Origin of the sequence: Meridianimarinicoccus aquatilis (genome assembly GCF_004358675.1) — a bacterium.
Lineage (GTDB): Bacteria > Pseudomonadota > Alphaproteobacteria > Rhodobacterales > Rhodobacteraceae > Meridianimarinicoccus > Meridianimarinicoccus aquatilis.
This window is the reverse complement of sequence record NZ_SMZO01000004.1, coordinates 119,716-141,891: the sequence shown is the minus strand read 5'-3', so window position 1 is coordinate 141,891 and position 22,176 is coordinate 119,716. Positions and strand designations below refer to the sequence as shown.

The window sequence follows — 22,176 nt, the reverse complement described above, 5'->3', positions numbered from 1 at the left end:
GCATCGACACGCCGATCAGGACGATCAGCCCGTAGCTTGCCAGACGGATGAGCCGGTAGTCGGACGGTGCGGCGCCGGTCGACTGCCGCACAGCAAGATCGAGCAGGAAAACGACGGCTATGGACGAGACCACATGGGCGACTGCGATGCGGATTCCCATCAGGACGCCACGGCGCAGGCTGCCACCCTCGCCGACGAAATAGGAGATCACGACCGCCTTTCCGTGTCCCGGCCCCAGCGTGTGCAAAGCCCCATATAGGAATGCGACCATCAGGGCGAAAGTCGCAGCCGCGAGCGACCGTCCTTCATCGATGGAGCGCATGGCCGAGGTGAAGAGGGTGTCGATCCAGACTTGAGCTCGGGCGAACAGGTTGCCCTGCACCGGCGCGGCGGCCTTCGCCGAAATCTCGCCCGGTTCGCCCCACGCCTGCGCGTCATGCAGCATATAGGAGGCTTCGACCAGCCGTGTGCCGTCGACGAGAAAAAGGTTGCTCACGGTCGGTTCATGCGCGAGCACGCCGCGCAACCGGATTGCGTGAAACGTCTTGTCGATCTCGATCCCTTCGGGGACGTCGATGCGGATCATCTGGTTGGGCGGTGGGGGCGGTGTGTGGATGCACGCACCGACCCAGGGCACCAGCAGGAAGCTGTGCACACGGCCTTCGCCCGCGCGCAGGGGCAGGACGTAGCCATCCACCAGCACCTCGCGTTCCAGGTAACGGTCGGTCACCCCGGTCGCCTCTTCCCGGCGCTTCTGCATGACCACAAGCCGCTGGGCCAGCAGCGTGTCGGCGTCGTAGCCTTCGGTGCGGAGCCGCGCGCGGGCCGCTTGCGCGCGTTCGGCCAGTGCTGTGTCCTCGCTACGGCGGGCAGCATCGAGGATCGTGCGCAGATCGTCCTTCTGTTTGTAGGTCATCTTGAGGAAGGGATCGTCGTAGGGCGCGATTGATGGCGCCAGATCGTCCCAGATCACGAGAGCGGGCGCATCAGCGCGCGCGGTCTCTGAAAGCACAGAGACGGCGATCAGCAGCATCACAGCGACGCCAGCACCGATCTGTTCAAACGGTGTTCCGAAAACCGCGCGAGCTTTCATGTCACATATTCTCCCTGTTGATCACGCCGGCCTTCATGATAAATGCGATCGCCGCGTCGTAGTCTTCGAGAATGGTGAAGTCTTCCACCGAGTTGCCGTTGGTAAGCAGAAGGTCTGCGTGCGCCCCTTCCACTATACGTCCAACCACACCCGGATAGGGGCTTCGATAGCCGGACAGTTGCAGCACCTCTCCTGAATTGGCCGTCGCTCGCGTGAGGATCTTGGCCGGGGTGACCCAGTCGAGGCGCGCTGCAAATTCCTTGTTCTGATCGGCACAGGCCCGGGGATTGACCACGACATCCGTGCCGAAAACCGACTTGATCCCGCATTCCTTGGCGAGCGAAAACATGTCGCCGAGCCCGGCCTCGACCAGCCGCCCTTTTTCCGGCCGCGCCGGGCGGAGATCGGCTGAGAAAGCCCTGTAGACGAGCACCTGCGGGCTCAGCCACATACCGTTCTCGACCATCATCTGCGCGATTTCTTCGTCGATGAGATTGCCATGCTCAATGGAGCGAACGCCAGCGTCGATCGCCTGCTTGTTGCCGCCCACCGTGTAGACGTGGGCGGTGACATGGGTGCCAAAACCTTCAGCCCCGTATCGGCAAAACGTGTCACTTTTACGATCACTCCGCCGCCGCCGAAGAACACCAGAGCGGGGATCATGCAAATGCGGTACCAGCCGACCCGATCCACCTTAGGCAATAAGAGGATGCAGAGATACGCGATGAACATCGCGATCGAGGGTCCGATGGCGGCAGCGCTCAGCGCCTCACCCGTCGTCTCGCGACGGATAAAGCGCGCAACGAGGTAGGTGAGAGAAGCGCAGGCAAAGAACACCTGAAGCGTCAGAAGTCGTTTCAGAATGATCATGTCCGCTGACCGTCTCCCCTTACTTCATGTCATATTTGTAGATAACGCCGTCCTTCATGATTACGCCGAAGTTGGCCTTCGGGTCGCTGATCAGCTGAAGGTTTTCCAGCGGATTGCCGTTGACCAGGATGAGATCGGCATAGGCGCCTTCCTCGATCACGCCGAGTGGGCCGAGCGGATAGGGCGTCAGCTCGCCCGACATCTTCAGCAGTTCGGCATTGTCGCAGGTTGCCATCTTCAGTGTCTCGTAGGGCGTGAACCAGCGCTCCATCTTCGCCAGAACCGCGCCCTGGCGTTCGGCAAGATCCGCGCTGAAGAGCGTGTCGGTGCCGAAGGCGATCTTGAGGCCCAATTCCTTGGCCGTGCGATAGACGAAGTCCGTGCCATCGGTGACGGACTGGTATTTCTGCTTCTGGAAGTCGTTGAGCGCGGGCGCATCCTCGTCTGCGAGGAAGGGCTGCATGCTGAGCCAGACGTCCTCGTCCTTCATCATCTGAAGCGTCTCTCGCGTTGCCATATGGCCGTGCTCGACGCTGCGCGCGCCGTTCTCGACCGAGTGCCGCACGGCCTCGTCGTTAATGGCGTGGGTCGTGACATAGGTGCCCCAGGCTTCGGTCGCCTCGACAGCGGCCTGGAATTCTTCGTCCGTGAACTGGATCGTGTGGATCGGGTCATAGGCCGAGGTCACGCCGCCTCCCGCCATCAGCTTGATGTGGGTCGCACCCTGCATGAGGTTCTCGCGCACGCGCTTCAGCACGTCCGGCACACCGTCCGTGATGTAGAACATGTTGTTCGTCTCGAACGAATGCAGCTGGCCGATGGGCTGAGGCACATCCCGCGTGATGCGGAAATCCTGGTGGCCCGCCGTGATCGACAGTGCGGGGCCTGAGGCAAAGACGCGCGGCCCGTCAATCAGGCCCTCGTCCGTGGCCCGCGCGATGTCGAACATCGGCCCCGCCACGTCGCGGACGGTGGTGAAGCCGCGCGACAGGGCATTGTTCTGCGCCTTGGCGGCCAGCAGGTTCCAGTAACCCTCGCCGGTCAGCGCCAGTTGGGCGATCGTCGCTTCCGCGAACACGCCATGCCAGTGCGCGTCGATCAGGCCAGGGATGAGCGTGTGGCCTTCCGCATCGATCTCGAACGCTCCGTCCGGCGTCTCGATGTTGGCGCCGATCTGCGAGATCAGGTGTCCAGAAACCAGCACGTCCACGTCCGCAAGCTCTTCGTCGCAGCCGTTGAATACCTGTGCATTGCGGATAACGACATTGTCGAACCGCATCTTGACGTTCGTCGTCTCGACGTCGCCCACGACTCCGGCGGGCACCACGGCATGGTTGGAGTCATGAGCGATCGCAACAACGGGTGCGGCTGCGATGGTGGTGCACAAAAGCAAGGTCAGGGGGCAATTCTGCATGTTCAGCTTCCTTTCAAAGAAGATGGAGTTTCGTGGGGGCAGGCGGCAGGTTGAGCACATGGCCGGTTTGATGATCAGAAGTTTAGCACCTTGAAGCCGACTTGTACTGACCAGTCGGCGGGCGCATCGCCGCCGAACAAAATGCCTGGCTTGATGAAGACCTGGCTATCGCCACCGAACGCCCGCCCTGTCAGCATTCCAAGTGTCACCTGAAGGCTGCCGAACGTGTCGTCGGTTTCCCAATCGTGGATCACGGCCGGGTCGAACGTGAGGTAGTACTTTGGGTTGGCCAGCTTCGGAACATAGTAGAAGTCGACCGTCGTGACATTGACGTTCTGGCCGTCGTCATTGCCTCCCTCAAGGCCGAAGGTCTGAACCCACGCTGGGGCGAAGATGGACCCGTTTTTGAGAAACCATGCGTAGAAGAGCGACGTTTCCCCGGCCAACTGGCCGTAACCGGCAAAATCGGTCGCGGCCGAGTCGAGGAAGAGTTCGAACGTGAAGGCAGATCCGTTCCGCTCTGTAAGGTGGAAAACGTCGATGTAAGTGAGGCTGATGTCACCCAGCGCAAGTTCGGCGCCGATATCGGGGTTTTTGGCATATGCTAGAGCCGCGTCGCCCAGCCTCGGATGCGAGTTGAACTCACTGTCAGAGAAGGGGACCGTCAGCCTGAATGCACGGCTCCCATCTCCGATTGGCTGCGTGTAGAATAGTTCCAGCAACCCGGTGTCCAGATCGGGATTGATCTGGTTGAACTGATACTGAATACCCGCTTGCGTCGTCAGAAGCGTCGGGTTGGTGCCGTTGTTGATCTCTTCGAGATCGCGCTGGAGTTCAGGGAGGTTCGACCCGTCTTGCGCGAACAGGGTTGCGGATACGCAATTGAGTGCAAGGACCAAAAGAAAAACCGACACGCGCCTCGAATATACCGAACAGCTTGGCGCATCGCGGCGCGGGATCGGTTTCCAACAGCCCAGTCTTTCCGTCATTCTTGGGGGTCCTCTGCGCATCTCTACTCCTTCAGGTTATGCAGCGCGTTAGGCGCTGATTGCGGCGGGCCTGAGCCAATCCCTTTGCTGACAGTATCAAGGAACTCGTTCTCCAAGCACTCCAGGACCTGCCCATACTCCTTGGCGCGATCCGGCATGTCTTCCCAACGCGACCGCGCCACGTCTGCCACCTCCTTCTCTTGGCAGACCGACCGGACGTTCGGGTCGTCGCGATAAAGCTCTGCGATGACATCCGCGAAGGCGCGAAACCGCGAGATCGTCGCCTCAAGATGTGTGTCCGACATGTGGCCTCTCGTGGTGTAGCTTGCGCGTTTTTACCCAACGCAGAGAACGTTCGAACATGTTGCAACGTCGGGGTGTGCCGCTTGGTCATGTTGTTGAATATTGGGATTTCCGTGTTATCGTGCCTTCGAACCTCAAGGTTGGCTTCTTTGCCGCATGCCCGAACCGATTGATCCTTCGCCAATCTCCTCCGCGAGCATCCGCGGCCAGTTGGACCGAATCCTCGCGTTCCCCGAGTTGCAGGCCAGCGATCGACGGCGCGACATGCTTCGCTACGTTGTCGAGGAGAGTCTGGCCGGCCGGGCAGCCGAGCTGAAGGCGACGACCATCGCGATGGCGGTCTTTGGGCGCGGATCCGATTTCGACCAGCAATCGGATCCAATCGTCCGTTTGGAGGCGCGCAAGCTCCGACGCGACCTCGACAACTACTATGCGGAAAGCGGGAGAGACGATCCCATACGCATCAGTATTCCCAAAGGCCACTACTATCCCAGGTTCGATCTTCAAAAGGTCGCAGGGCCCGGGCCAGAGGTTGCGATGGTCCAGCCCAACGCCCCCGACCGTCGCGAATTGGGCTTGTTCAAACGTTTCAGCTTTTCCGAAGGGGTTGCCGCAATCGCAGGCGTGACTCTCGTAACGGCCCTGCTTCTCTGGACCATGCGGCCCGAAGGCGGCGCACCGGACACCACTGGCGTTTCAGAGCAGAGCGTCGCGATCCTTGTCGAAGAGTTCGCTGCCAGAACGGGGGATGAAGTCGAAGCGCTTGTCGCATCCGGGCTTTCAAACGAAATCGCGGCGGCCCTTATCCGGTTCCCCGACCTCGCCGTACACTTGGCGAATGATCAAGTCGCGGTAGCCCCTGATGCCTTCGCACACAATGATCGACATCCCAGATCGGAGTTCAAGGTTGCCGGTGGTGTTTGGCGAGAAGGTGAAATGCTCTTTATACGAGCCGAGCTTATCCGCCGGAACGACTCCGAGGTGCTGTGGAGTGAACGCTACATGGAAGGTGCGGAAAACCAGAGCATCACGGACATAATGGATTCGATCTCATCTGAGGTCGCTTCCACGATTGGTCAACAATATGGTTATGCGCTCCGGGATGCGCGAGCCACAAGCCTCCAGAATCGAAATGATCCGAGCCTGCGGGGCTTCGCATGTGTCGCAAGCGCGAAGCTTTACCGACGCACATATCACCGCGATGAATATCAGGCGGTGCGGGACTGCCTTGAAGCGACCGTACGGGAAGACCCCGACTACGGACGCGCTTTTGCGATGCTCGCATATCTGCGTAACGACGCAGCGCGTTTCGGCCATGAGCAGGAGCTCTCAAAAGCGGCAGCATTCGATCTGGCCCGGCAAGCTGCAATCCGCGCCCTTGAGCTTGAGCCCCGAGATACGGACGCGTTGCAGGCCATGAGCCATGTCGAGCAGTATGCGGGCAACATGGATCGCTCCATCGAATTTGCACGCCTCGCAGTGGAGGTGAACCCGAACGACCCGGCCGCTCTTGCCAATCTCGCCATTCGCTATGGGATTGCGGGGCGTTTTGATGAGGGTGTTCCCATCATGCGTGATGCAATAGATCGTTCCGTTGCGCCGCCGCCATTCTACTTTCACTTGCTGGCCATTGATCACCTTATGAAGAAGGAGTGGCCAGAGATGCAACTGGCGGCCGAACAAGCCTCTGCAGATGGCTGGTCACTAGGTCAAGCGCTCCTCGCAATTGCGCACACGGAACTGTCCAATGCACGAGCCGCTCGCGAGGCATTGACGAAAATGGCGCAACTCGATCCACCGCTCGCTGAGGATCCAAGGGGCTGGCTTGAAGGGCATAGCCTTGCACCAGTCGTCGTGGACGCCGTCTTCACGGGCATCACCAAAGCACGCACAGTTCTTGACGAATAAGCCACGATTTCGATCTGCTGTGAAAACGGCTTGAGGCGTCATCCAGAATGACAGCGAGATTTGGCTGGTGTCAAAAGGGTAGTCCTTCTGAATGCCACAGGTTCCCGCGATCAGAAGCAAGGTCGGTTGTCGATCTCCCGAGAAGCAAGGTCAAGTTGCTTGGCGACGAGGTGAACTGCTTTGTTGTGCCCGACAAGTAGCTGACAGGGTTGCGGCTCTGACCGATTAGAAGCTGCTCGCGATTGGTCCGAATGGCGACATAAAACATCGGACCCTCTTAACATTACAATGACTTAGGTGTCATCGAACGTTCGATCCCAATCTTGGGCCCTTCGCCACTTGCCCCCGAGAAAGCGGTCTCTCCTCGCCCATATTGTCCAGACCTCATGACTGCGCCGATTTGGTGAATTGTTTTAGGCGATTGAAATGTTGTGAGATTACAAAGCCCTTAGCTAAACACTTCGATGCCAGTGGCGTTGATGAAAAGGAAGTCGCGGCATCATGTCAGGCGTAGGTTTGTCGACGTCCACCGGGCGCAAGGCTCGGCCATCGCAGACGAGGCCATCAAGCGCATCGCAAAGTCACATCATAGGGCGGTCGGACCGGACGCCTACGACCTATCCAATTAAAAGGCTTTGCTGACAGAGGGGCAGTGAAAAAATCGCAAACTCAATGTCTTGCGAGTTTTCCACCACTTGTTTCGTTGAAACGGAAGGGCGCAATCCTTCGAAATTACCGGATCAACGCCCTATCGGTCAGAACGGGATTTCGTCGTCATCAATGGAACTGGATGGTGCAGGTGCACGTCCGCCGCCGGCCCCTCCGCTTGAACTGCCGCCTCGATCGTCATAGCCGCCGCGATCATCGTATCCGTCGGCGTTGCCACCACCAAAGTTGCCGCCACCGCCGCCACCGCCTTCGCCTCGACCGTCCAACATGGTCAATTCGCCCTTGTAGGGGCGCAGCACAACCTCTGTACTGTACCGGTCATTGCCAGATTGATCCTGCCACTTGCGCGTTTCCAATTGGCCTTCCAAGTACACTTTCGAGCCTTTGCGCAAATACTGCTCTGCAACTTTGGCAAGCGGTTCCGAGAAGATGGCAACGCTGTGCCATTCTGTCTTTTCACGATTTTCGCCCGTGTTCCGGTCACGCCACCGTTCGGATGTCGCGATGCGAAGGTTCACGACCTTGCCGCCGTTCTGAAAGGTCCGCACCTCGGGATCACGGCCCAGATTGCCCACCAAAATGACCTTGTTTACCGAGCCTGCCATACGTTGTCCTTTCGATGATTCCCTGCGTGCCTCACCGTTTAATCACAGCGCGCCATGACAGCAAACAAGCAGTGTGGAACGTCGCGAGCTCTGACGGCTTCGCCAAGCTATTGGCTGGCGTTTCCGCTGATGCGTGTGCACCGGTCAGTCGGTCACCTATCGGCGGCCAGTGCTTCACGCCGTTGACTGGGGCCGCACCGTTGGTTGGTTGGGGGTGTGTTTCTGGTTTCCGCCTCAGAAGAAGCGCGCTGGCTCGCCTCAAAGTGTGGGACCGCGCCCGGAAGCGACCGGATCAGACGCTGGCGGCGAGGCCGATGGAATAGCCCTCCAGCCGTTCGCCGCGCGAATAGCGGAACATCAGCCGCGTTGTGGTGATCCAGGGCACCCATGTGTTTTCGAAATCGATCTCGCCGCCAAAGCGCGATCTGCGCGAGCCAGTCTTTGCGGATCACCTCGCCCTGACCGCCGGGAAGATACGAAACGGAGGCCTCGCTCACCACGCGGATGGGGCGATCGATGTCCATTTGAACGGCAGCGCCGACGTGCGTTGGGTTTCCGAAAACAAAAGGACCGGATCGTATCGGTTGGCCCCTATATAGCCTTCGAGATACAGCGGTATGTTGTCAGAGATACGAAATCCGCCGCCAAGCTGTGTCGCTTGAAAATCATACTGCCGCTCGGGGTTGGACCCCGTATCAAGCACCAGCGCTGAAGTCGTTTTGGATGGTGCCGCCGCCAGCCCAAGAACTGCCAGCGCCCCAAACGCTTCGTCGAGCGGGCGTGCGGCAGAAGGGGCGGCACCAGCGAGAACGGCGAGGACAGCAAGCAGATAACGTATCATGGGTCTTGTCCGTTCTGGGGCATCGTTCGGGACCGCGTTGGCAAGTGGACCAATCAAAGGGCAACATGTTCCCCAAGCTATCCTTGCAGAACCGGGCAGGGGCCGTGTGTCAAGGCGCCTTGCCACCGGTTTCATCGAACTCTTCGCTTTGTTGGGATTCTGTTAAGCGCTTGATCTTGCAGTAAGATCATTGATGACTTTGGTCCTCCGTTTCCCAGAAAATGAATATAAATGCCCATCGCGGCCCCCGATCACGATCTACTTGGTCCGATGTTCCGCGCGGCGGACAAAGCCCCCTACATAGCCTTCCAAACGCCGCGCTAGAGCACCGTCTGATACAGAAGACGTCGGTCCATTTGCCAAATACTGGACCGAGGTCGTGTTCGGACGGGATTACGGACTGGCGGCGCGTTTGCCCCCTAAACCGGCCGATATCCAAGGTGAAAAATGTCGGCTGTTGGCTGCGCGGCGTTTGTGACCCGCTGGCTATGAATCCTGCTCTTGATCCCGCTTTGACCACGCGGCGAACGGCGTGAGATTGTTCGTTCAAGAGAGGGCAATCAAGCGCGGGTCAATACGCTGCTGTCACGATGATCTCCACCTTCAGCGCTGGACGGGCCAGCTTTGCTTCGCCGCAGGCGCGCGCCGGCGCGTGCCCGTCGGGCACCCAAGCGTCCCAGACCTCGTTCATCTCGGCAAAGTCCGCCATGTCGGCGAGCCAGATAATCACCTGCAGCATACGCTCGGGCGACGATCCGGCTTTTTCCAACAGTGTTTCAACGCGGGATAGGCAGTCGCGTGTTTGCTCTGCCACAGTGGCCCCGCTGCCTACCTGACCACATAAATAGGCCACACCACCGTGCTTGACGATCTTGCTCATGCGTGGGCCTGTATCGATCCGTTCGATCATGTCTGTCTCCTGTTCGCCCCATCTTGGGCTGTGTGCTGCAATGTCTGCATTTCGCCAAACGTAACAGGCTTCAGCGGCGGAAGAACACCGAAATGGCCTCTGCCTTCGAGCACTTTTGGTTCCCCAAGGCGGGTCCCGGGAAATTTCGGTCCTGACGCCACCGCGGGAGAGTGTCTTTACGCCCCCGATGATCTGCCGGGCAGTATTTGTGGTCTCGCCCAAGGCTTCATCGATGTGATGCCGACGACCATTTCGGTTCCGCCGTATCTGGCCTTTATCGCGCGTCCTGGCAGGTGGGTCAGCGAGGCGGCTATTCTAACTGGCACGCCGCGACGAGCTGAAATTAGCGCTCGGACTGACCTTGGTACCCCCAACGTCGATCCAACCCGGCTCAAACGGCTCACAGAGGCTGACCCGCGTGCTTCGCAAGCTTGCGGCAGAGGGGCTAATTCGTGGAATGTCTAGGGCGACATTGCCTACAATCCAGTTCACCACAATGCCACTTTGGGGCGCTAGGTGTTTGCTGTACCTTCCGGGACTGGCGGCTGTCGGGCTTGGACCTGCCGCCGCACTCTGGGGGCCGTCCGGGGCACGAGGTGGGCGCCTTCATCCTACGTTTGAACTCGCCGTGTCAATTTGCGCTGCGAAAAGAAAAACAAGTTTGAAACGAAAGACCTGTTGACGCCAATCGCGCCCCTGAATATGACGCTTTCACGCCGGTCAAACGGCATGCAGTGGGCGGTTGTAGCTCAGATGGTTAGAGTACCGGCCTGTCACGCCGGGGGTCGCGGGTTCGAGCCCCGTCAACCGCGCCACCGCTGCATTATTTCCTAGCATATCAAAGAATAGCATAAGAAATCCGCAACTTGCGGGGTGGATTTGATGTTGGTGTTTTGGAAGAAAAACTTCTGATTTGTGCGAAAGACGCTTGACGCCTGCCGCGCGGCAAACTATGCCGCCCGAACGCAAGGCGATGCGCGGTTGTAGCTCAGTTGGTTAGAGTACCGGCCTGTCACGCCGGGGGTCGCGGGTTCGAGCCCCGTCAACCGCGCCACTTGCTGAAAAAAAACCCGGCCCTCACAGGGCCGGGTTTTTCGTTTCAACCATTCAAAGCGTTTAGAATGCGCGCCCAGCTTCGGGTGCCTTTGTGGAAGCTCTCTACATCGTATTTTTCGTTCGGCGAGTGCAGGGCATCGTCGTCTTTTGCAAAACCGATCAGCATCGAATCCATGTCTAGGATAGATTTAAAATAACCGGCCACGGGGATGGACCCGCCAGACCCGACAAAGGCGGCGGTGTCTGGCCATTCGTCAGACAATGCGGTGCGCGCCTGTTCAAATGCGGGGTGGTCCGTCGCCATTTGGCTTGCAGGGGACGCCCCGTGTTCGTGAAACTCTGCTGTGCAGTCTTCGGGCAAATTGCGGGTCACATAGGCGCGGAAGGCGTCGCGGATCGCCTCTGGGTTTTGCTGACCAACCAGACGAAAGCTGACCTTGGCGTGCGCTTGACTCGGCAACACGGTTTTGAACCCTGCGCCTGTATAGCCGGACCACATGCCGTTGATTTCGCAGGTTGGCTCTGACCAGATCATTTCCAACGGCGTCTTGCCGGTTTCGCCAGCTGGGGCGGACAGTCCGACCTCGTTCAAAAATGCGTCTGCGTCAAAGTTGAGGGCAGCCCACTGTGCGCGCAAATCGTCGGGCAGGGGTGGCACTCCATCGTAAAAGCCCGGCAGGGTCACACGGCCGTTGTCATCGTGCAACCCGGCCAGCAGGCGTGTCAACACACGCGCGGGGTTCATTGCAATGCCGCCAAACATCCCGGAATGAAGATCCTTGTTTGGCCCGGTAATCGTGATCTGTTCGCCGACCAACCCGCGCAGTTGCGTGACAATTCCCGGTACGCGGTCGGCGAACAGCCCTGTATCGCAAATCAAAGCGATGTCGGCTTTCAACTCATCAGCATTGTCTTGCAGGAATGGGACGAGAGACGGCGAGCCGCTTTCTTCTTCGCCTTCAAAGAAGATAGTGATCTTGCCGGGCAGGGTGCCGTGTACCGCTTTCCACGCGCGGCAAGCTTCAATGAATGTCATCAATTGACCCTTGTCGTCAGACGCGCCGCGCGCCCGAATAACCCGGCCCTTGGGCGTGTCTTCAAGCGCCGGTTCAAATGGCGGTCTGTTCCAAAGGTCCAGCGGGTCGACCGGCTGCACATCATAATGACCGTAAAACAGCACATGTGGCCCGTCGCCGTCGCCACCGTGCGCCACGACCATCGGGTGCCCCGGTGTTTCCCGCACCTCGGCTTTGAAGCCGAGGGCGGAGAGATCGTCCACAAGCCAATTCGCGGCGCGGACACAGTCGCCAGCATTGGCCGGATCGGTCGAAATCGATGGGATCGCCAGCAAATCACACAAGCGGCCAAGCGCCGCATCCAGATCGGTGTCGATTGCGTCAAGAACTGTGGCAAGTGTCATGTCTGCTCCTATGTTTGGCCGTAAGGTAGTCATGCTGCCGGTGGGGTGAAAGCCCTGTTGATGTGGGACACGAGTTCGATTTTTGTGAAAGCCGTGCAAGCGGCATTTTGTAGCCAGAACTCTATATTGCGCTTTGTGCATGTTTTGTGCCACGACTGTCGGGCTGATCTGTGCCCTGCGCATGGAAAATGTGCAGCCAAGGAAGGCGGCACCGTAGGAGGATGGAACTTGGATTACACTGCCCAGCTTGATGCCGCGATCGGTCGTTTGCATGAAGAAGGTCGCTATCGGACCTTCATCGATATCGAACGTCGGCAGGGCCAGTTTCCAAACGCCAACTGGACTCGCCCTGACGGGACAGAGCAACCGATCACGGTGTGGTGCGGAAATGACTATCTGGGCATGGGGCAACATCCCAAGGTTTTGGCAGCCATGCACGAGGCGCTGGACGCAACCGGGGCAGGGTCGGGCGGCACGCGGAACATCTCGGGGACGACTGTATTTCACCGCCGCCTTGAGGCCGAACTGGCAGACTTGCATGGCAAGGAAGACGCGTTGGTTTTTACGTCGGCCTACATCGCCAATGACGCGACTCTCAGCACGCTGCCGCGCCTCTTTCCCGGTTTGATCATCATTTCGGATGAATTGAACCACGCCTCCATGATCGAAGGCATCAAGCATGGTCGCTGTGAAAAGCACATTTTCCGTCACAACGACACAGCTCACCTGCGGGAGGTTATGGCCGGGCTTGATCCTTCTGCGCCCAAGTTGATCGCGTTCGAATCCGTCTATTCCATGGATGGCGATTTCGGCCCGATCGAAGACATCTGCGATATCGCGGACGAATTTGGCGCGTTGACCTATATTGATGAAGTCCATGCTGTCGGCCTTTACGGCCCGCGCGGCGGCGGTGTGACGGAACGTGATGGGCTGGCGCAGCGTATCGACATCATCAACGGCACGCTGGGCAAGGCGTATGGTGTGATGGGCGGGTATATTGCCGCCTCTGCGCGTATGGTTGACGCGATCCGGTCTTACGCGCCCGGCTTCATCTTCACGACCTCCATCCCTCCAGCCATTGCGGCAGGGGCAGCGGCATCCATTCGTCACCTCAAGACGGATCAAGCGCTGCGCGACGCACATCAGGAACAAGCGCGCATCCTGAAGTTGCGCCTGAAAGGGATCGGCCTGCCAATCATCGATCACGGAAGTCACATTGTCCCGGTGCCGGTGGGCGATCCGGTAAAGTGCAAAATGATCTCTGATCAGTTGCTGCGCGATAGCGGCATTTACGTTCAGCCTATCAATTTCCCCACCGTGCCACGCGGGACAGAGCGCCTCAGGTTTACCCCATCGCCTGTGCACACATTGAAAGACATGGATAAACTGGTCAAAGCTTTGGACAGTTTATGGTCGCACTGCGCATTGTCGCGTCAATCCTTGTCTGCTTGATAACCCTCCTGACGAGTTTTCTTGGCTGCACTCGCCGTATGCGATAGTTGTGTTTCTTAGGCAGGTGCGCCATTTCCGTGACTGTGCTAGTGTGGCATGAAGCAAACCGCGCTGCACGAATCGCGCGGATGCAGGGGCATAGGGCAGTAGACATGGGACATGTCGCATGAACGGGCACACTAAGGGGCCTACGCAATCGCGTGACACCAAGCTAAAGAGCTTTGATGACTACGAGTTGACGCTCGGAGACATCATGCGAGGCGAACGTGCGACGAAGGGGAAATCCCTTCTAGACGTTCAGCGCGACATCAAGATCAAGGCAGAATATCTGGCTGGAATCGAGGATGCGGACTTGTCCATCTTTGAGACCCCCGGTTTCATTCCCGGCTATGTGAAGTCGTATGCGCGTTACCTCGGGATGAACCCGGAATGGGTGTATCAGCGGTTTTGCGCTCAAAGCGGGTTCTCTCATGTTGGGGGGCTCGACGCGCAAGTCTACACCCGTACGCCGAATGGCCGAACGTCCCGAGCCCTGACTGCCACGTCCCGCAAATCTGATCCCAGTGCAGCGATGCTCGCGCGCAGCCCGATCAATTCTGCCCCGACGCAAGGGCCGCTTCATGGTGTCCAAGCCAGCACGATCGGATCTGTTCTGGTGTTGGCAGTTATTGCAGGAACACTTGGGTATGGCGGATGGTCCGTGTTGCGCGAAATACAGCGTGTCACCCTTGCGCCCGTCGAAACAGCGCTGACAGTTGCCACACCGCAGACCGAAGCGTTCGACGTTTCCGGTTTGGGTATAGAGAATGCAGCGCCCACGCCTGCGGCCATGGAACGCCTTTATCGCCCGCAAGCGTTGGATACGCCCGTTCTGGTGCCGCGCGATGGGCCTATTGCGACGCTCGATCCATCGGGTCAGGGTGTGTATGCTGCGTTGCCTGCGACGCCAGACCCGGTTGTCGCACCACTTCCAACCCAAGTTGTGGCTGAACTGGACGAACCAGAGGTTCAGGTTGTTCAAGCGCCGCCACCTGAGGTTGTGCTGTTTGCACGCCGTCCGGCATGGGTGCGCGTCCGCGCGTCTGATGGGACAATTCTTCTTGAAAAAATCCTTGAAGAGGGCGAACGCTTTGTCCTGCCAGAAAGCGAAACGCCGCCAACATTGAGGGCGGGGAATTCGGGGTCTGTGTATTTTGCCGTGAACGGCGAAACCTTTGGTCCGGCTGGTCCGGGCACCTCTGTGGCCAAAAATGTCGTGCTGTCCGCCGCCGCGCTGTCCGAGGGATATGGGATTGCAGACCTGGAGTCTGACCCTGAATTGGCCCGCATGGCTGAACTCGTCATCTCGCCCGATACGTTGCCAGGTCAGATCACAGCGGACGAATAAGCACATCGCACACCGTGAACGCGCAGGCGCCCCGTTGCGGCGCCCATCAAGCACGCTTATTGTCTAAGTAAATGCAGCCAAAACGGGGACAGACCCATGTCGCATAATCCTATTCGGCCCTGGCGCAATATTGACCGCCGCGTCTCGCGCCAGATTATGGTGGGGTCCGTGCCTGTTGGGGGGGATGCACCGATCAGTGTGCAGACGATGACCAACACAGATACCTCTGACGTCGCTGCAACGGTCGCACAGATTCAGGCCTGTACCGATGCCGGGGCAGACATTGTGCGTGTCTCAACGCCTGACGAAGCGTCCACAAAGGCGCTGCGCGAGATCGTCAAGGAAAGTACGGTTCCGATCGTGGCGGATATTCATTTCCACTACAAACGCGCGATTGAAGCCGCCGAGGCCGGAGCCGCGTGTCTGCGGATCAATCCGGGTAATATCGGTGATGAAAAGCGCGTGCGTGAAGTTATCAAAGCGGCGCGCGATCACGGTTGTTCTATTCGGATCGGGGTGAATGCCGGCTCGCTTGAGCGTGACTTGCTGGAAAAATATGGCGAGCCCTGTCCTGATGCGATGGTTGAATCCGGGCTCGATCACATCCGGATCTTGCAAGACAATGACTTCCATGAATTCAAGATCAGCGTGAAAGCATCGGACGTCTTCCTTGCCGCTGCGGCCTATCAAAGCCTTGCAGAGGCGACAGATGCGCCAATCCATCTCGGAATAACCGAAGCCGGTACATTGAACGCGGGCACAGTGAAGTCAGCGATCGGGCTGGGCAATCTTCTGTGGATGGGGATCGGCGATACAATCCGGGTCAGCCTGTCTGCGGACCCGGTCGAAGAAGTGCGTGTTGGCTATGAAATTCTGAAATCACTGGGCCTGCGCCATCGGGGTGTGAACATCATTTCTTGTCCGTCATGTGCGCGGCAGGGGTTTGACGTGATCAAGACGGTCGAGAAACTGGAACAACGACTGGAGCACATCAAGACACCGATGAGCCTTAGCATCATCGGGTGCGTGGTGAATGGCCCGGGCGAGGCGTTGATGACGGATGTGGGCTTTACCGGCGGCGGTGCAGGTTCTGGCATGGTCTACCTGGCGGGAAAGCAAAGCCATAAGCTGAGCAACGACCAGATGATCGATCATATCGTGGAACAGGTCGAAAAAAAGGCCGCCGAGCTGGACGCGGCGACCGATGCGTCAATTCAGGCGGCGGAATAAGCCGCCGCATCGCAGGGCGTTATTCCGCCCGAACTTCTGCCACCAATGATTGCATCTGCGCCAAAGGTACGTAGCCGCGCAGCATCTCTTGCTCGAGAATGAAGCTTGGCGTGCCATTGATATCTAGTTTACGGGCCAGTTCATGGTTCGCACGGATTTCGGCGATCACTTCGGGGGCGTCCATCCCGGCAATGATCGCGGCTGTGTCGAGGCCAAGATCATCGGAAAGGTTTGTCAGGCTCGCAGTGCTGATCGCCGAACGTTTCGTCATCAATGCGTCATGGGCTGCTTTGTACGCGTCGTCCCCCGCGACATTACGCACTGCAATTGCAAAACGTGAGGCCAGCAGCGACTCTTCACCCAGAATTGGAAATTCTTTCAAAACCAACCGGATGTTTCCGTCAGCGGCCAGCAGTTGTTCCACCTCGGCAAAGGCGCGGCGGCAATAGCTGCAACGATAGTCCATAAATTCAACCAGCGTAACGTCGCCATCGGGGTTGCCACCGACCCAGGACCGGCCATCCTCAAAAATATCGGCGCTCAGGCTGGAGACCAGATTTGCATCTTCATTGGCTTTGGCCGCCGCATCGCGGGCTTCCAATACGCCAAACGCTTCCATCAGTATTTCCGGATTCTCCAAAAGGTAATCGCGGACTTCACCCCGAAAGGCCTGCCGCTCTGCGTCGGACATTTCGCCAATGTCGAATGATTGCGCAGACGCTGTCATGGCCGTCAGCGCAACCACCGCTGCCGACAAGAGTGTTCTTATTTTCATATCGTTATCTCCGTTTCTTAGTGTCAGCAGCGCGCATGATGTCTTGGGCGCGCGCCCATGCAGGGGACCCGACGGGCAAAGCTCCGGCAGCTCGTGTTGCCAAAACACCGGCATCATTCAGTCGCCCTGTAAGCGCATAACGTTCGGCCGTTGCAAGGGATGCCAGCCCGGTTTCTCCGGCCTTGGCGTGCGCAATAGATAGGTCGCGCAACAGATTTGCATCATATGGGTCCCGCGCCCGCGCGGTTTTGAGGACTTCAAGCGCCCGCGCATCCGAGGCTGGTGTGCCCTGCGCGAGCAAGGCCCGTCCATACCCCGCTTGGATCAAGGGCTCGCGAGGGGCAAGTTCCGCAGCGCGGGCATAGGCTTCGATGGCGGGTTGGACGTTGCGCCACTCCAGTTCGAGCCACCCTTTCAACTCGTGCAAATACGCATCGTCCGGGTGACGTTCCAAAAGCGTCGCCAATTCAACCCGTGCCCCCGCAAGATCAGATGATTTGTGACTTGCCATCGCGCGCGCGATCAACGCCGCATCTGACGTGTCAGATGGTTTGAGGCGTTGCATGGTATAGGCGGGAGAGCGCAGATAAGAAGACAACTTCGCCTTGAGCCTGGTGAACCAATATACCTCTTCGCTGCGATCACGCTCTGGCGGGTTCAGCGCAGAGGCTGTCAGTTCCACTGACCGGAGCCGTTCACGGCTGAGCGGGTGAGATTGCGCATAGGCATCACGCCTTCCGGGCAGCAGGTCTTCTTGTCCTTCAAAATTCTGCAGAACGCCCCGCAAGGCGAACGGATCGATACCGGCAATGGCGAGAAAGTGCATTCCCGATTTATCGGCAGCGGCTTCTTCTTCACGGGTGTGGCTCAAGAAATTGCGCAGGGCGGATGATTGTGCGCCAAGGGCAACTCCGACGCCTGCGCCCGGATTCCCCGATGCGGCACCGGCTGCGACACCAACTGCCATCCCGACCAGCGCCGCGTTTCGGGCGAATTGAGCGTTCAGTCCCCTGCGGGCGAAATGGCCATTGGCAATATGGGCGGTCTCATGGGCGATGACGGCTTGCAGTTCGGCGGCGTTCTCCAGCCGAAGGATCAGCCCGGCGGTGATGAAAACCGTCCGGCTATCCACAACAAAAGCGTTCATTTTGAGATCGTTGACGACAAGAACGCGGGTTCTGTTCGCGGGCAGGCCTGCTGCGGTCAGGATCGGTCGCGCCAGCCGATCCAATCCATGCTCGATCCCGGCATCGCGCAATAGCCCCTGAGCATGCCCGCCAAGTGTTGTGGCCACAAGAAGGGGTCCGGCCAGCAAAGCGGACCTTACAGCATGTAACGAACGAAGGAAGGAAGCGGGTACTGGCATTGACCTTGGCTGCGAGGAGTGCGAACGCGTTTCTACAATGTGTCGGAGATACGAATGAAAACATCAAGGCGCAGTGCGGTCGATGCCTTTATCGTGATGGACGTGGTTCAAGCCGCTCAAGAGGCCGAAGCGGCAGGTCGGCACATCATTCACATGGAAGTCGGACAACCGGGAAGCGGCGCATCGGCCAGCGCTCAGGCAGCCCTGACAGATGTGCTGGCGACCCAGTCGTTGGGCTATACTGTGGCCCTCGGGTTGCCCGCGTTGCGCGAAGGGATCGCCCAGCTTTATTCCGATTGGTATGGGATCACGCTTGACCCGCAACGGGTTATTGTGACCGCAGGATCATCTGGCGCGTTCTTGCTGGCCTTCACTGCGCTGTTCGATGCCGGTGCGCGTGTCGGGCTGTCAGAACCGGGGTATCCGTCCTATCGGCAGATCCTCAAGGCATTGGACCTTGTCCCTGTCGGGGTGCCAACCCATGACGCGGCGGGGCACAGGATGACGCCTGACGATCTTCCAAGCGATCTGGACGGCCTGATCGTGGCGTCGCCGGCCAACCCGACCGGCACCATCCTTGACAAAGATGCGATGGCGGCGCTGATCACGGCCTGTGCTGACAGAGACGCGGCCTTCATTTCTGACGAGATTTATCACGGTCTTCATTTTGATACACCCGCCACCAGTGCGCTGGAAATCAGCGACGATGTCTATGTGATCAACTCGTTCTCAAAGTACTTTTCCATGACCGGTTGGCGCATTGGCTGGATGGTTGTGCCACCAGAGCACGTGCGCACCGTTGAGCGGCTGGCCCAGAACATGTTCATCTGTGCGTCGCACGCCGCGCAAGTTGCCGCCCTTGGTGCGCTGTCCTGTCGGGCAGAGCCTGAAGAAAAGCGGAGCGCCTATGCCGAAAGCCGCGCACTTTTGCTTGAGGGGTTGCCAAAGGCTGGGTTTGCACGGATCGCGCCGCCTGACGGGGCGTTCTACATCTATGCGGACGTGTCGCACCTGACCGATGACAGCCGGGCGTTGGCAGCTGACATGTTGGAGCATGCAGGGGTGGCGGTGACGCCGGGGTTGGATTTCGACCCGGTGCGCGGGCACCACACGTTGCGGTTTTCATATGCGGCTGACCCGGACGATATTCGCGAAGGTTTGGCGCGTATTACAAAGTTCATGCAGGCGCGGACCGACACCTGAACGCAACTGCAATTGAAATCACGCAAGTTGTGATTTTGACCCGCGCGTCCGGTCGCGGTATATGCACATATCAACTCTGGAAGGTCTGGTCTTGCTTCGTTTCATCCTTGGCTTTTTTGGCGCTATTTTCAGCTTCATCACTATCGGCGCAGTGCTTGCTGCACTGATCGTCGGCGGTGTGCTGTGGATGTATGGGCGTGACCTGCCCAACCATGAGCAACTGGCACAATACGCCCCGCCAACCATCAGTCGCGTCTATTCTGGCGAAGGCCGATTGATCGACGAATTTGCGCGCGAACGCAGGTTGTTCGCGCCCGCGGGCGAGATCCCTGACCTCGTCAAAGAAGCGTTCATTTCTGCCGAGGACAAGAATTTCTATTCCCATGGCGGGTTCGATCCGGTGGGTATCGCAGCCGCGGCATTTGCCATGGCGCAGGGCGGCAGTTTGCGTGGTGCGTCCACGATCACGCAGCAGGTTATGAAGAACTTCCTACTGTCTTCGGACCGGTCGGCAGAACGAAAAATCAAGGAGCTGATTCTCGCAACCCGGCTTGAGCAAACCCTCAACAAGGACCAGATCCTTGAGCTTTATCTGAACGAGATTTATCTTGGGCAGAACAGCTACGGTGTCGCGGCGGCCGCGCAGACCTATTTCAACAAAACGCTGTCGGAACTGACTGTTGAGGAAGCGGCGTATCTCGCTGCGCTGCCAAAAGCGCCGTCAACGTATCACCCGGTTCGCGAAAGAGAGCGCGCAACCGAACGGCGTGATTTTGTCCTGCGCGAAATGAACGAGAACGGGTATTTGGGGGCAGAGGAATACCGCGTGGCCCTGGCGACGCCGTTGCGCACGGTGCAGTCGGGCGACTATGAGAGTTTCCGGTCGTCACTGCCGCCGCGCGGTTATTTCACCGATGAAATTCGACGGCAACTGAGCCGTGATTTCGGCGAGGCCGAGTTTTTCACAGGCGGCCTTTCAATTCGTTCCACGCTTGATCCGGACTTGCAGGAACGGGCGGCGACGGCGCTGCGGCGCGGGCTGGAAGACTATGACCGCCGACGCGGGCTTTGGCGTGGGACCGGCAAGTTTGTGCCGGCAGAAATGCTGGGCGACGAGGCGGTGTGGCGTGCTGCGCTAAAGCAAGCCGATCTGCCACGTGATGTGGAAGGCTGGCATCTTGCCGTTGTTCTGGACATGAATGACAGCTCGGCCCGGATCGGGATCGAAAATCAGCCGGTCGCTGATACAGACATCATCCCACTTGATGAAATGTCTTGGGCGGCACGCCGCGGCGAACGACGCCCTCGCGTTCCGGACGATCTGCTTCGTCTGGGCGAGTTGGTTTATGTTAAGGCCGAAACCGGCGATGATGAACTGATCAGCCATTATTCGCTGCACCAAATCCCGGAAGTGCAGGGCGCCTTTGTTGCCATGGATGTCAACACCGGCCGTGTGATCGCCATGCAAGGTGGCTTCTCCTACCAGAACTCGGTTTTCAACCGTGCAACTCAAGCCACGCGTCAGCCGGGGTCGTCGTTCAAACCGTTTGTCTACGCGACCGCCTTGGACAACGGATATACCCCCGCCACGATCGTTGTTGACGCCCCGATTGAGGTGAACATCGGCGGCGAAATCTGGCGACCGAAAAACTATTCCAACAAGTTCTATGGCCCTACGCCGCTGCGAACAGGCATTGAGCGGTCGAGAAACCTGATGACGATCCGCTTGGCACAGGCCGTGGGTATGGAAAAAGTCGCAAAATACGCCGAGGATTTTGGCGTTTATGACGACATGCCCGCTTTTCTAGCCAATTCGTTGGGGAGCCAGGAAACGACGCTGTACCGGATGGTTGCGGCCTATGCGATGTTTGCCAATGGCGGCGAACGGGTCGAGCCGACTTTGGTGGACCGCATTCAGGACCGGTGGGGAAAAACGGTGTATCGTCATGATGCCCGGCGCTGCGTCGAATGTGACAGCCTTGTTGTGCCCGCGTCACTTGCACCTCGCATCGAAGATGATCGCGAACAGGTTATTGACCCGATCACCGCGTATCAGATCACCTCGATGATGCAGGGTGTTGTGGAACGCGGCACGGCGGCCCGAACCGTCAATCTTTCGGTTCCCACTGCTGGTAAAACCGGCACGACCAACGACGAAAAAGACGTCTGGTTTGTGGGCTTTACGTCGAACATCGTTGCGGGATGTTATATTGGCCACGATCAGCCACGTTCGCTTGGGCGAGGGGCATCTGGTGGTGGTATGTGTGGCCCGGTCTTCAACGAGTTCATGGAGCACGCTGTGGCCAGCTACGGTGGTGGGCCTTTTGATGTGCCGCCGGGTGGACATTTCATCAAGATCGACCGGGTAACCGGTGCCCGTCTTCCCAACAGCGCGAGCGGTGCCAATGTTGTCGCAGAGTATTTCCGCGACAGTGTCGATCCTGCGTTTGGCGTTGCAGTCGTGGACGGTGGGTTCGCGATGGGTGGCAACCTGCCATTGTTTTCACGGACCGAAGCGTTGGACGATAGCCGCGAGGTCACGACATCGACTGGCGAGGTAAAGCGTATCGCGCCAAAGGCCGGTTTCGGCGCGATCAGTTCCGGTGGGCTTTACTGACCCGTACCACTGTCTTGTCTGTCGCGGTGGCGCTGCTATAACGGCGCATCCGGCCGGAGTGGCCAATC

Annotated in this window: 18 protein-coding genes and 2 tRNA genes; 8 read left to right on the top strand and 12 right to left on the bottom strand. The window is 58.7% G+C overall.

The features are described from left to right. From E2L05_RS03160 to E2L05_RS03140, 6 genes are all read right to left on the bottom strand, one after another. The coding region (locus E2L05_RS03160; RefSeq protein ID WP_133341434.1) for a HoxN/HupN/NixA family nickel/cobalt transporter at window positions 1-1,093 on the bottom strand (1,093 nt) is incomplete at its 3' end. A gap of 1 nt (window position 1,094) precedes the next feature. Continuing rightward, a complete protein-coding gene (locus tag E2L05_RS03155; protein WP_165971675.1) occupies window positions 1,095-1,643 on the bottom strand; it encodes an amidohydrolase family protein in 549 nt (182 codons plus the stop codon). Next, window positions 1,559-1,963, bottom strand: coding sequence for a hypothetical protein (locus E2L05_RS20685; protein ID WP_165971674.1), 405 nt, complete (start codon window positions 1,961-1,963; stop codon window positions 1,559-1,561). Before E2L05_RS20685 ends, E2L05_RS03155 begins: the two co-directional genes overlap by 85 nt. A gap of 19 nt (window positions 1,964-1,982) precedes the next feature. Beyond that, entirely contained in the window at window positions 1,983-3,377 is a 1,395-nt protein-coding gene (locus E2L05_RS03150) for a metal-dependent hydrolase family protein (protein WP_208016213.1), read from the bottom strand. A 74-nt stretch (window positions 3,378-3,451) separates the two neighbouring features. Beyond that, window positions 3,452-4,366 carry a hypothetical protein gene (locus E2L05_RS03145; RefSeq protein ID WP_133341432.1) on the bottom strand — a complete coding sequence of 305 codons (915 nt, stop codon included), beginning with the start codon at window positions 4,364-4,366 and terminating at the stop codon, window positions 3,452-3,454. A 23-nt stretch (window positions 4,367-4,389) separates the two neighbouring features. Beyond that, window positions 4,390-4,671 carry a hypothetical protein gene (locus E2L05_RS03140; RefSeq protein WP_133341431.1) on the bottom strand — a complete coding sequence of 94 codons (282 nt, stop codon included), beginning with the start codon at window positions 4,669-4,671 and terminating at the stop codon, window positions 4,390-4,392. 154 nt (window positions 4,672-4,825) lie between these two features. Here E2L05_RS03140 and E2L05_RS03135 point away from each other — a divergent pair, with 154 nt between their 5' ends. Beyond that, window positions 4,826-6,577: a hypothetical protein gene (locus E2L05_RS03135; RefSeq protein ID WP_133341430.1), complete on the top strand. Its 1,752-nt coding sequence runs from the start codon at window positions 4,826-4,828 to the stop codon at window positions 6,575-6,577. 755 nt (window positions 6,578-7,332) lie between these two features. Here the strand turns inward: E2L05_RS03135 and ssb are convergent. From ssb to E2L05_RS03120, 3 genes are all read right to left on the bottom strand, one after another. Then, complete coding sequence (ssb, locus tag E2L05_RS03130) at window positions 7,333-7,851, bottom strand: single-stranded DNA-binding protein (RefSeq protein WP_133341429.1); 519 nt, start codon at window positions 7,849-7,851, stop codon at window positions 7,333-7,335. A gap of 493 nt (window positions 7,852-8,344) precedes the next feature. Next, entirely contained in the window at window positions 8,345-8,692 is a 348-nt protein-coding gene (locus tag E2L05_RS03125) for a hypothetical protein (RefSeq protein WP_133341428.1), read from the bottom strand. A 571-nt stretch (window positions 8,693-9,263) separates the two neighbouring features. Beyond that, on the bottom strand, window positions 9,264-9,602 hold the full coding sequence (locus tag E2L05_RS03120) for a RidA family protein (RefSeq protein WP_133341427.1): 339 nt from the start codon (window positions 9,600-9,602) through the stop codon (window positions 9,264-9,266). Between the two features lie 738 nt (window positions 9,603-10,340). Between E2L05_RS03120 and E2L05_RS03115 the strand changes: the two genes are divergently transcribed. Both E2L05_RS03115 and E2L05_RS03110 read left to right on the top strand, forming a co-directional pair. After that, window positions 10,341-10,417: transfer RNA gene (locus E2L05_RS03115), tRNA-Asp, on the top strand. Between the two features lie 162 nt (window positions 10,418-10,579). Next, window positions 10,580-10,656: transfer RNA gene (locus E2L05_RS03110), tRNA-Asp, on the top strand. A gap of 45 nt (window positions 10,657-10,701) precedes the next feature. Here the strand turns inward: E2L05_RS03110 and E2L05_RS03105 are convergent. Continuing rightward, entirely contained in the window at window positions 10,702-12,078 is a 1,377-nt protein-coding gene (locus E2L05_RS03105) for a M20/M25/M40 family metallo-hydrolase (protein ID WP_133341426.1), read from the bottom strand. Between the two features lie 228 nt (window positions 12,079-12,306). On the opposite strand from E2L05_RS03105, the gene hemA reads away from it, so the two are divergent. From hemA to ispG, 3 genes are all read left to right on the top strand, one after another. Next, on the top strand, window positions 12,307-13,530 hold the full coding sequence (gene hemA, locus E2L05_RS03100; protein WP_133341425.1) for a 5-aminolevulinate synthase: 1,224 nt from the start codon (window positions 12,307-12,309) through the stop codon (window positions 13,528-13,530). Between the two features lie 166 nt (window positions 13,531-13,696). Then, on the top strand, window positions 13,697-14,917 hold the full coding sequence (locus E2L05_RS03095) for a helix-turn-helix domain-containing protein (RefSeq protein ID WP_133341424.1): 1,221 nt from the start codon (window positions 13,697-13,699) through the stop codon (window positions 14,915-14,917). A 96-nt stretch (window positions 14,918-15,013) separates the two neighbouring features. Further along, window positions 15,014-16,147: a flavodoxin-dependent (E)-4-hydroxy-3-methylbut-2-enyl-diphosphate synthase gene (gene ispG / locus E2L05_RS03090; protein WP_133341423.1), complete on the top strand. Its 1,134-nt coding sequence runs from the start codon at window positions 15,014-15,016 to the stop codon at window positions 16,145-16,147. Window positions 16,148-16,166: 19 nt separating this feature from the next. On the opposite strand, the gene E2L05_RS03085 is transcribed toward ispG, so the two are convergent. Continuing rightward, window positions 16,167-16,922 carry a DsbA family protein gene (locus E2L05_RS03085; protein ID WP_133341422.1) on the bottom strand — a complete coding sequence of 252 codons (756 nt, stop codon included), beginning with the start codon at window positions 16,920-16,922 and terminating at the stop codon, window positions 16,167-16,169. Between the two features lie 4 nt (window positions 16,923-16,926). Beyond that, window positions 16,927-18,216, bottom strand: coding sequence for a M48 family metalloprotease (locus E2L05_RS03080; RefSeq protein ID WP_165971673.1), 1,290 nt, complete (start codon window positions 18,214-18,216; stop codon window positions 16,927-16,929). Window positions 18,217-18,342: 126 nt separating this feature from the next. Between E2L05_RS03080 and E2L05_RS03075 the strand changes: the two genes are divergently transcribed. After that, a complete protein-coding gene (locus E2L05_RS03075; RefSeq protein ID WP_133341420.1) occupies window positions 18,343-19,491 on the top strand; it encodes a pyridoxal phosphate-dependent aminotransferase in 1,149 nt (382 codons plus the stop codon). 91 nt (window positions 19,492-19,582) lie between these two features. After that, a complete protein-coding gene (locus tag E2L05_RS03070; protein WP_133341447.1) occupies window positions 19,583-22,108 on the top strand; it encodes a penicillin-binding protein 1A in 2,526 nt (841 codons plus the stop codon). Window positions 22,109-22,176: the final 68 nt, after the last annotated feature.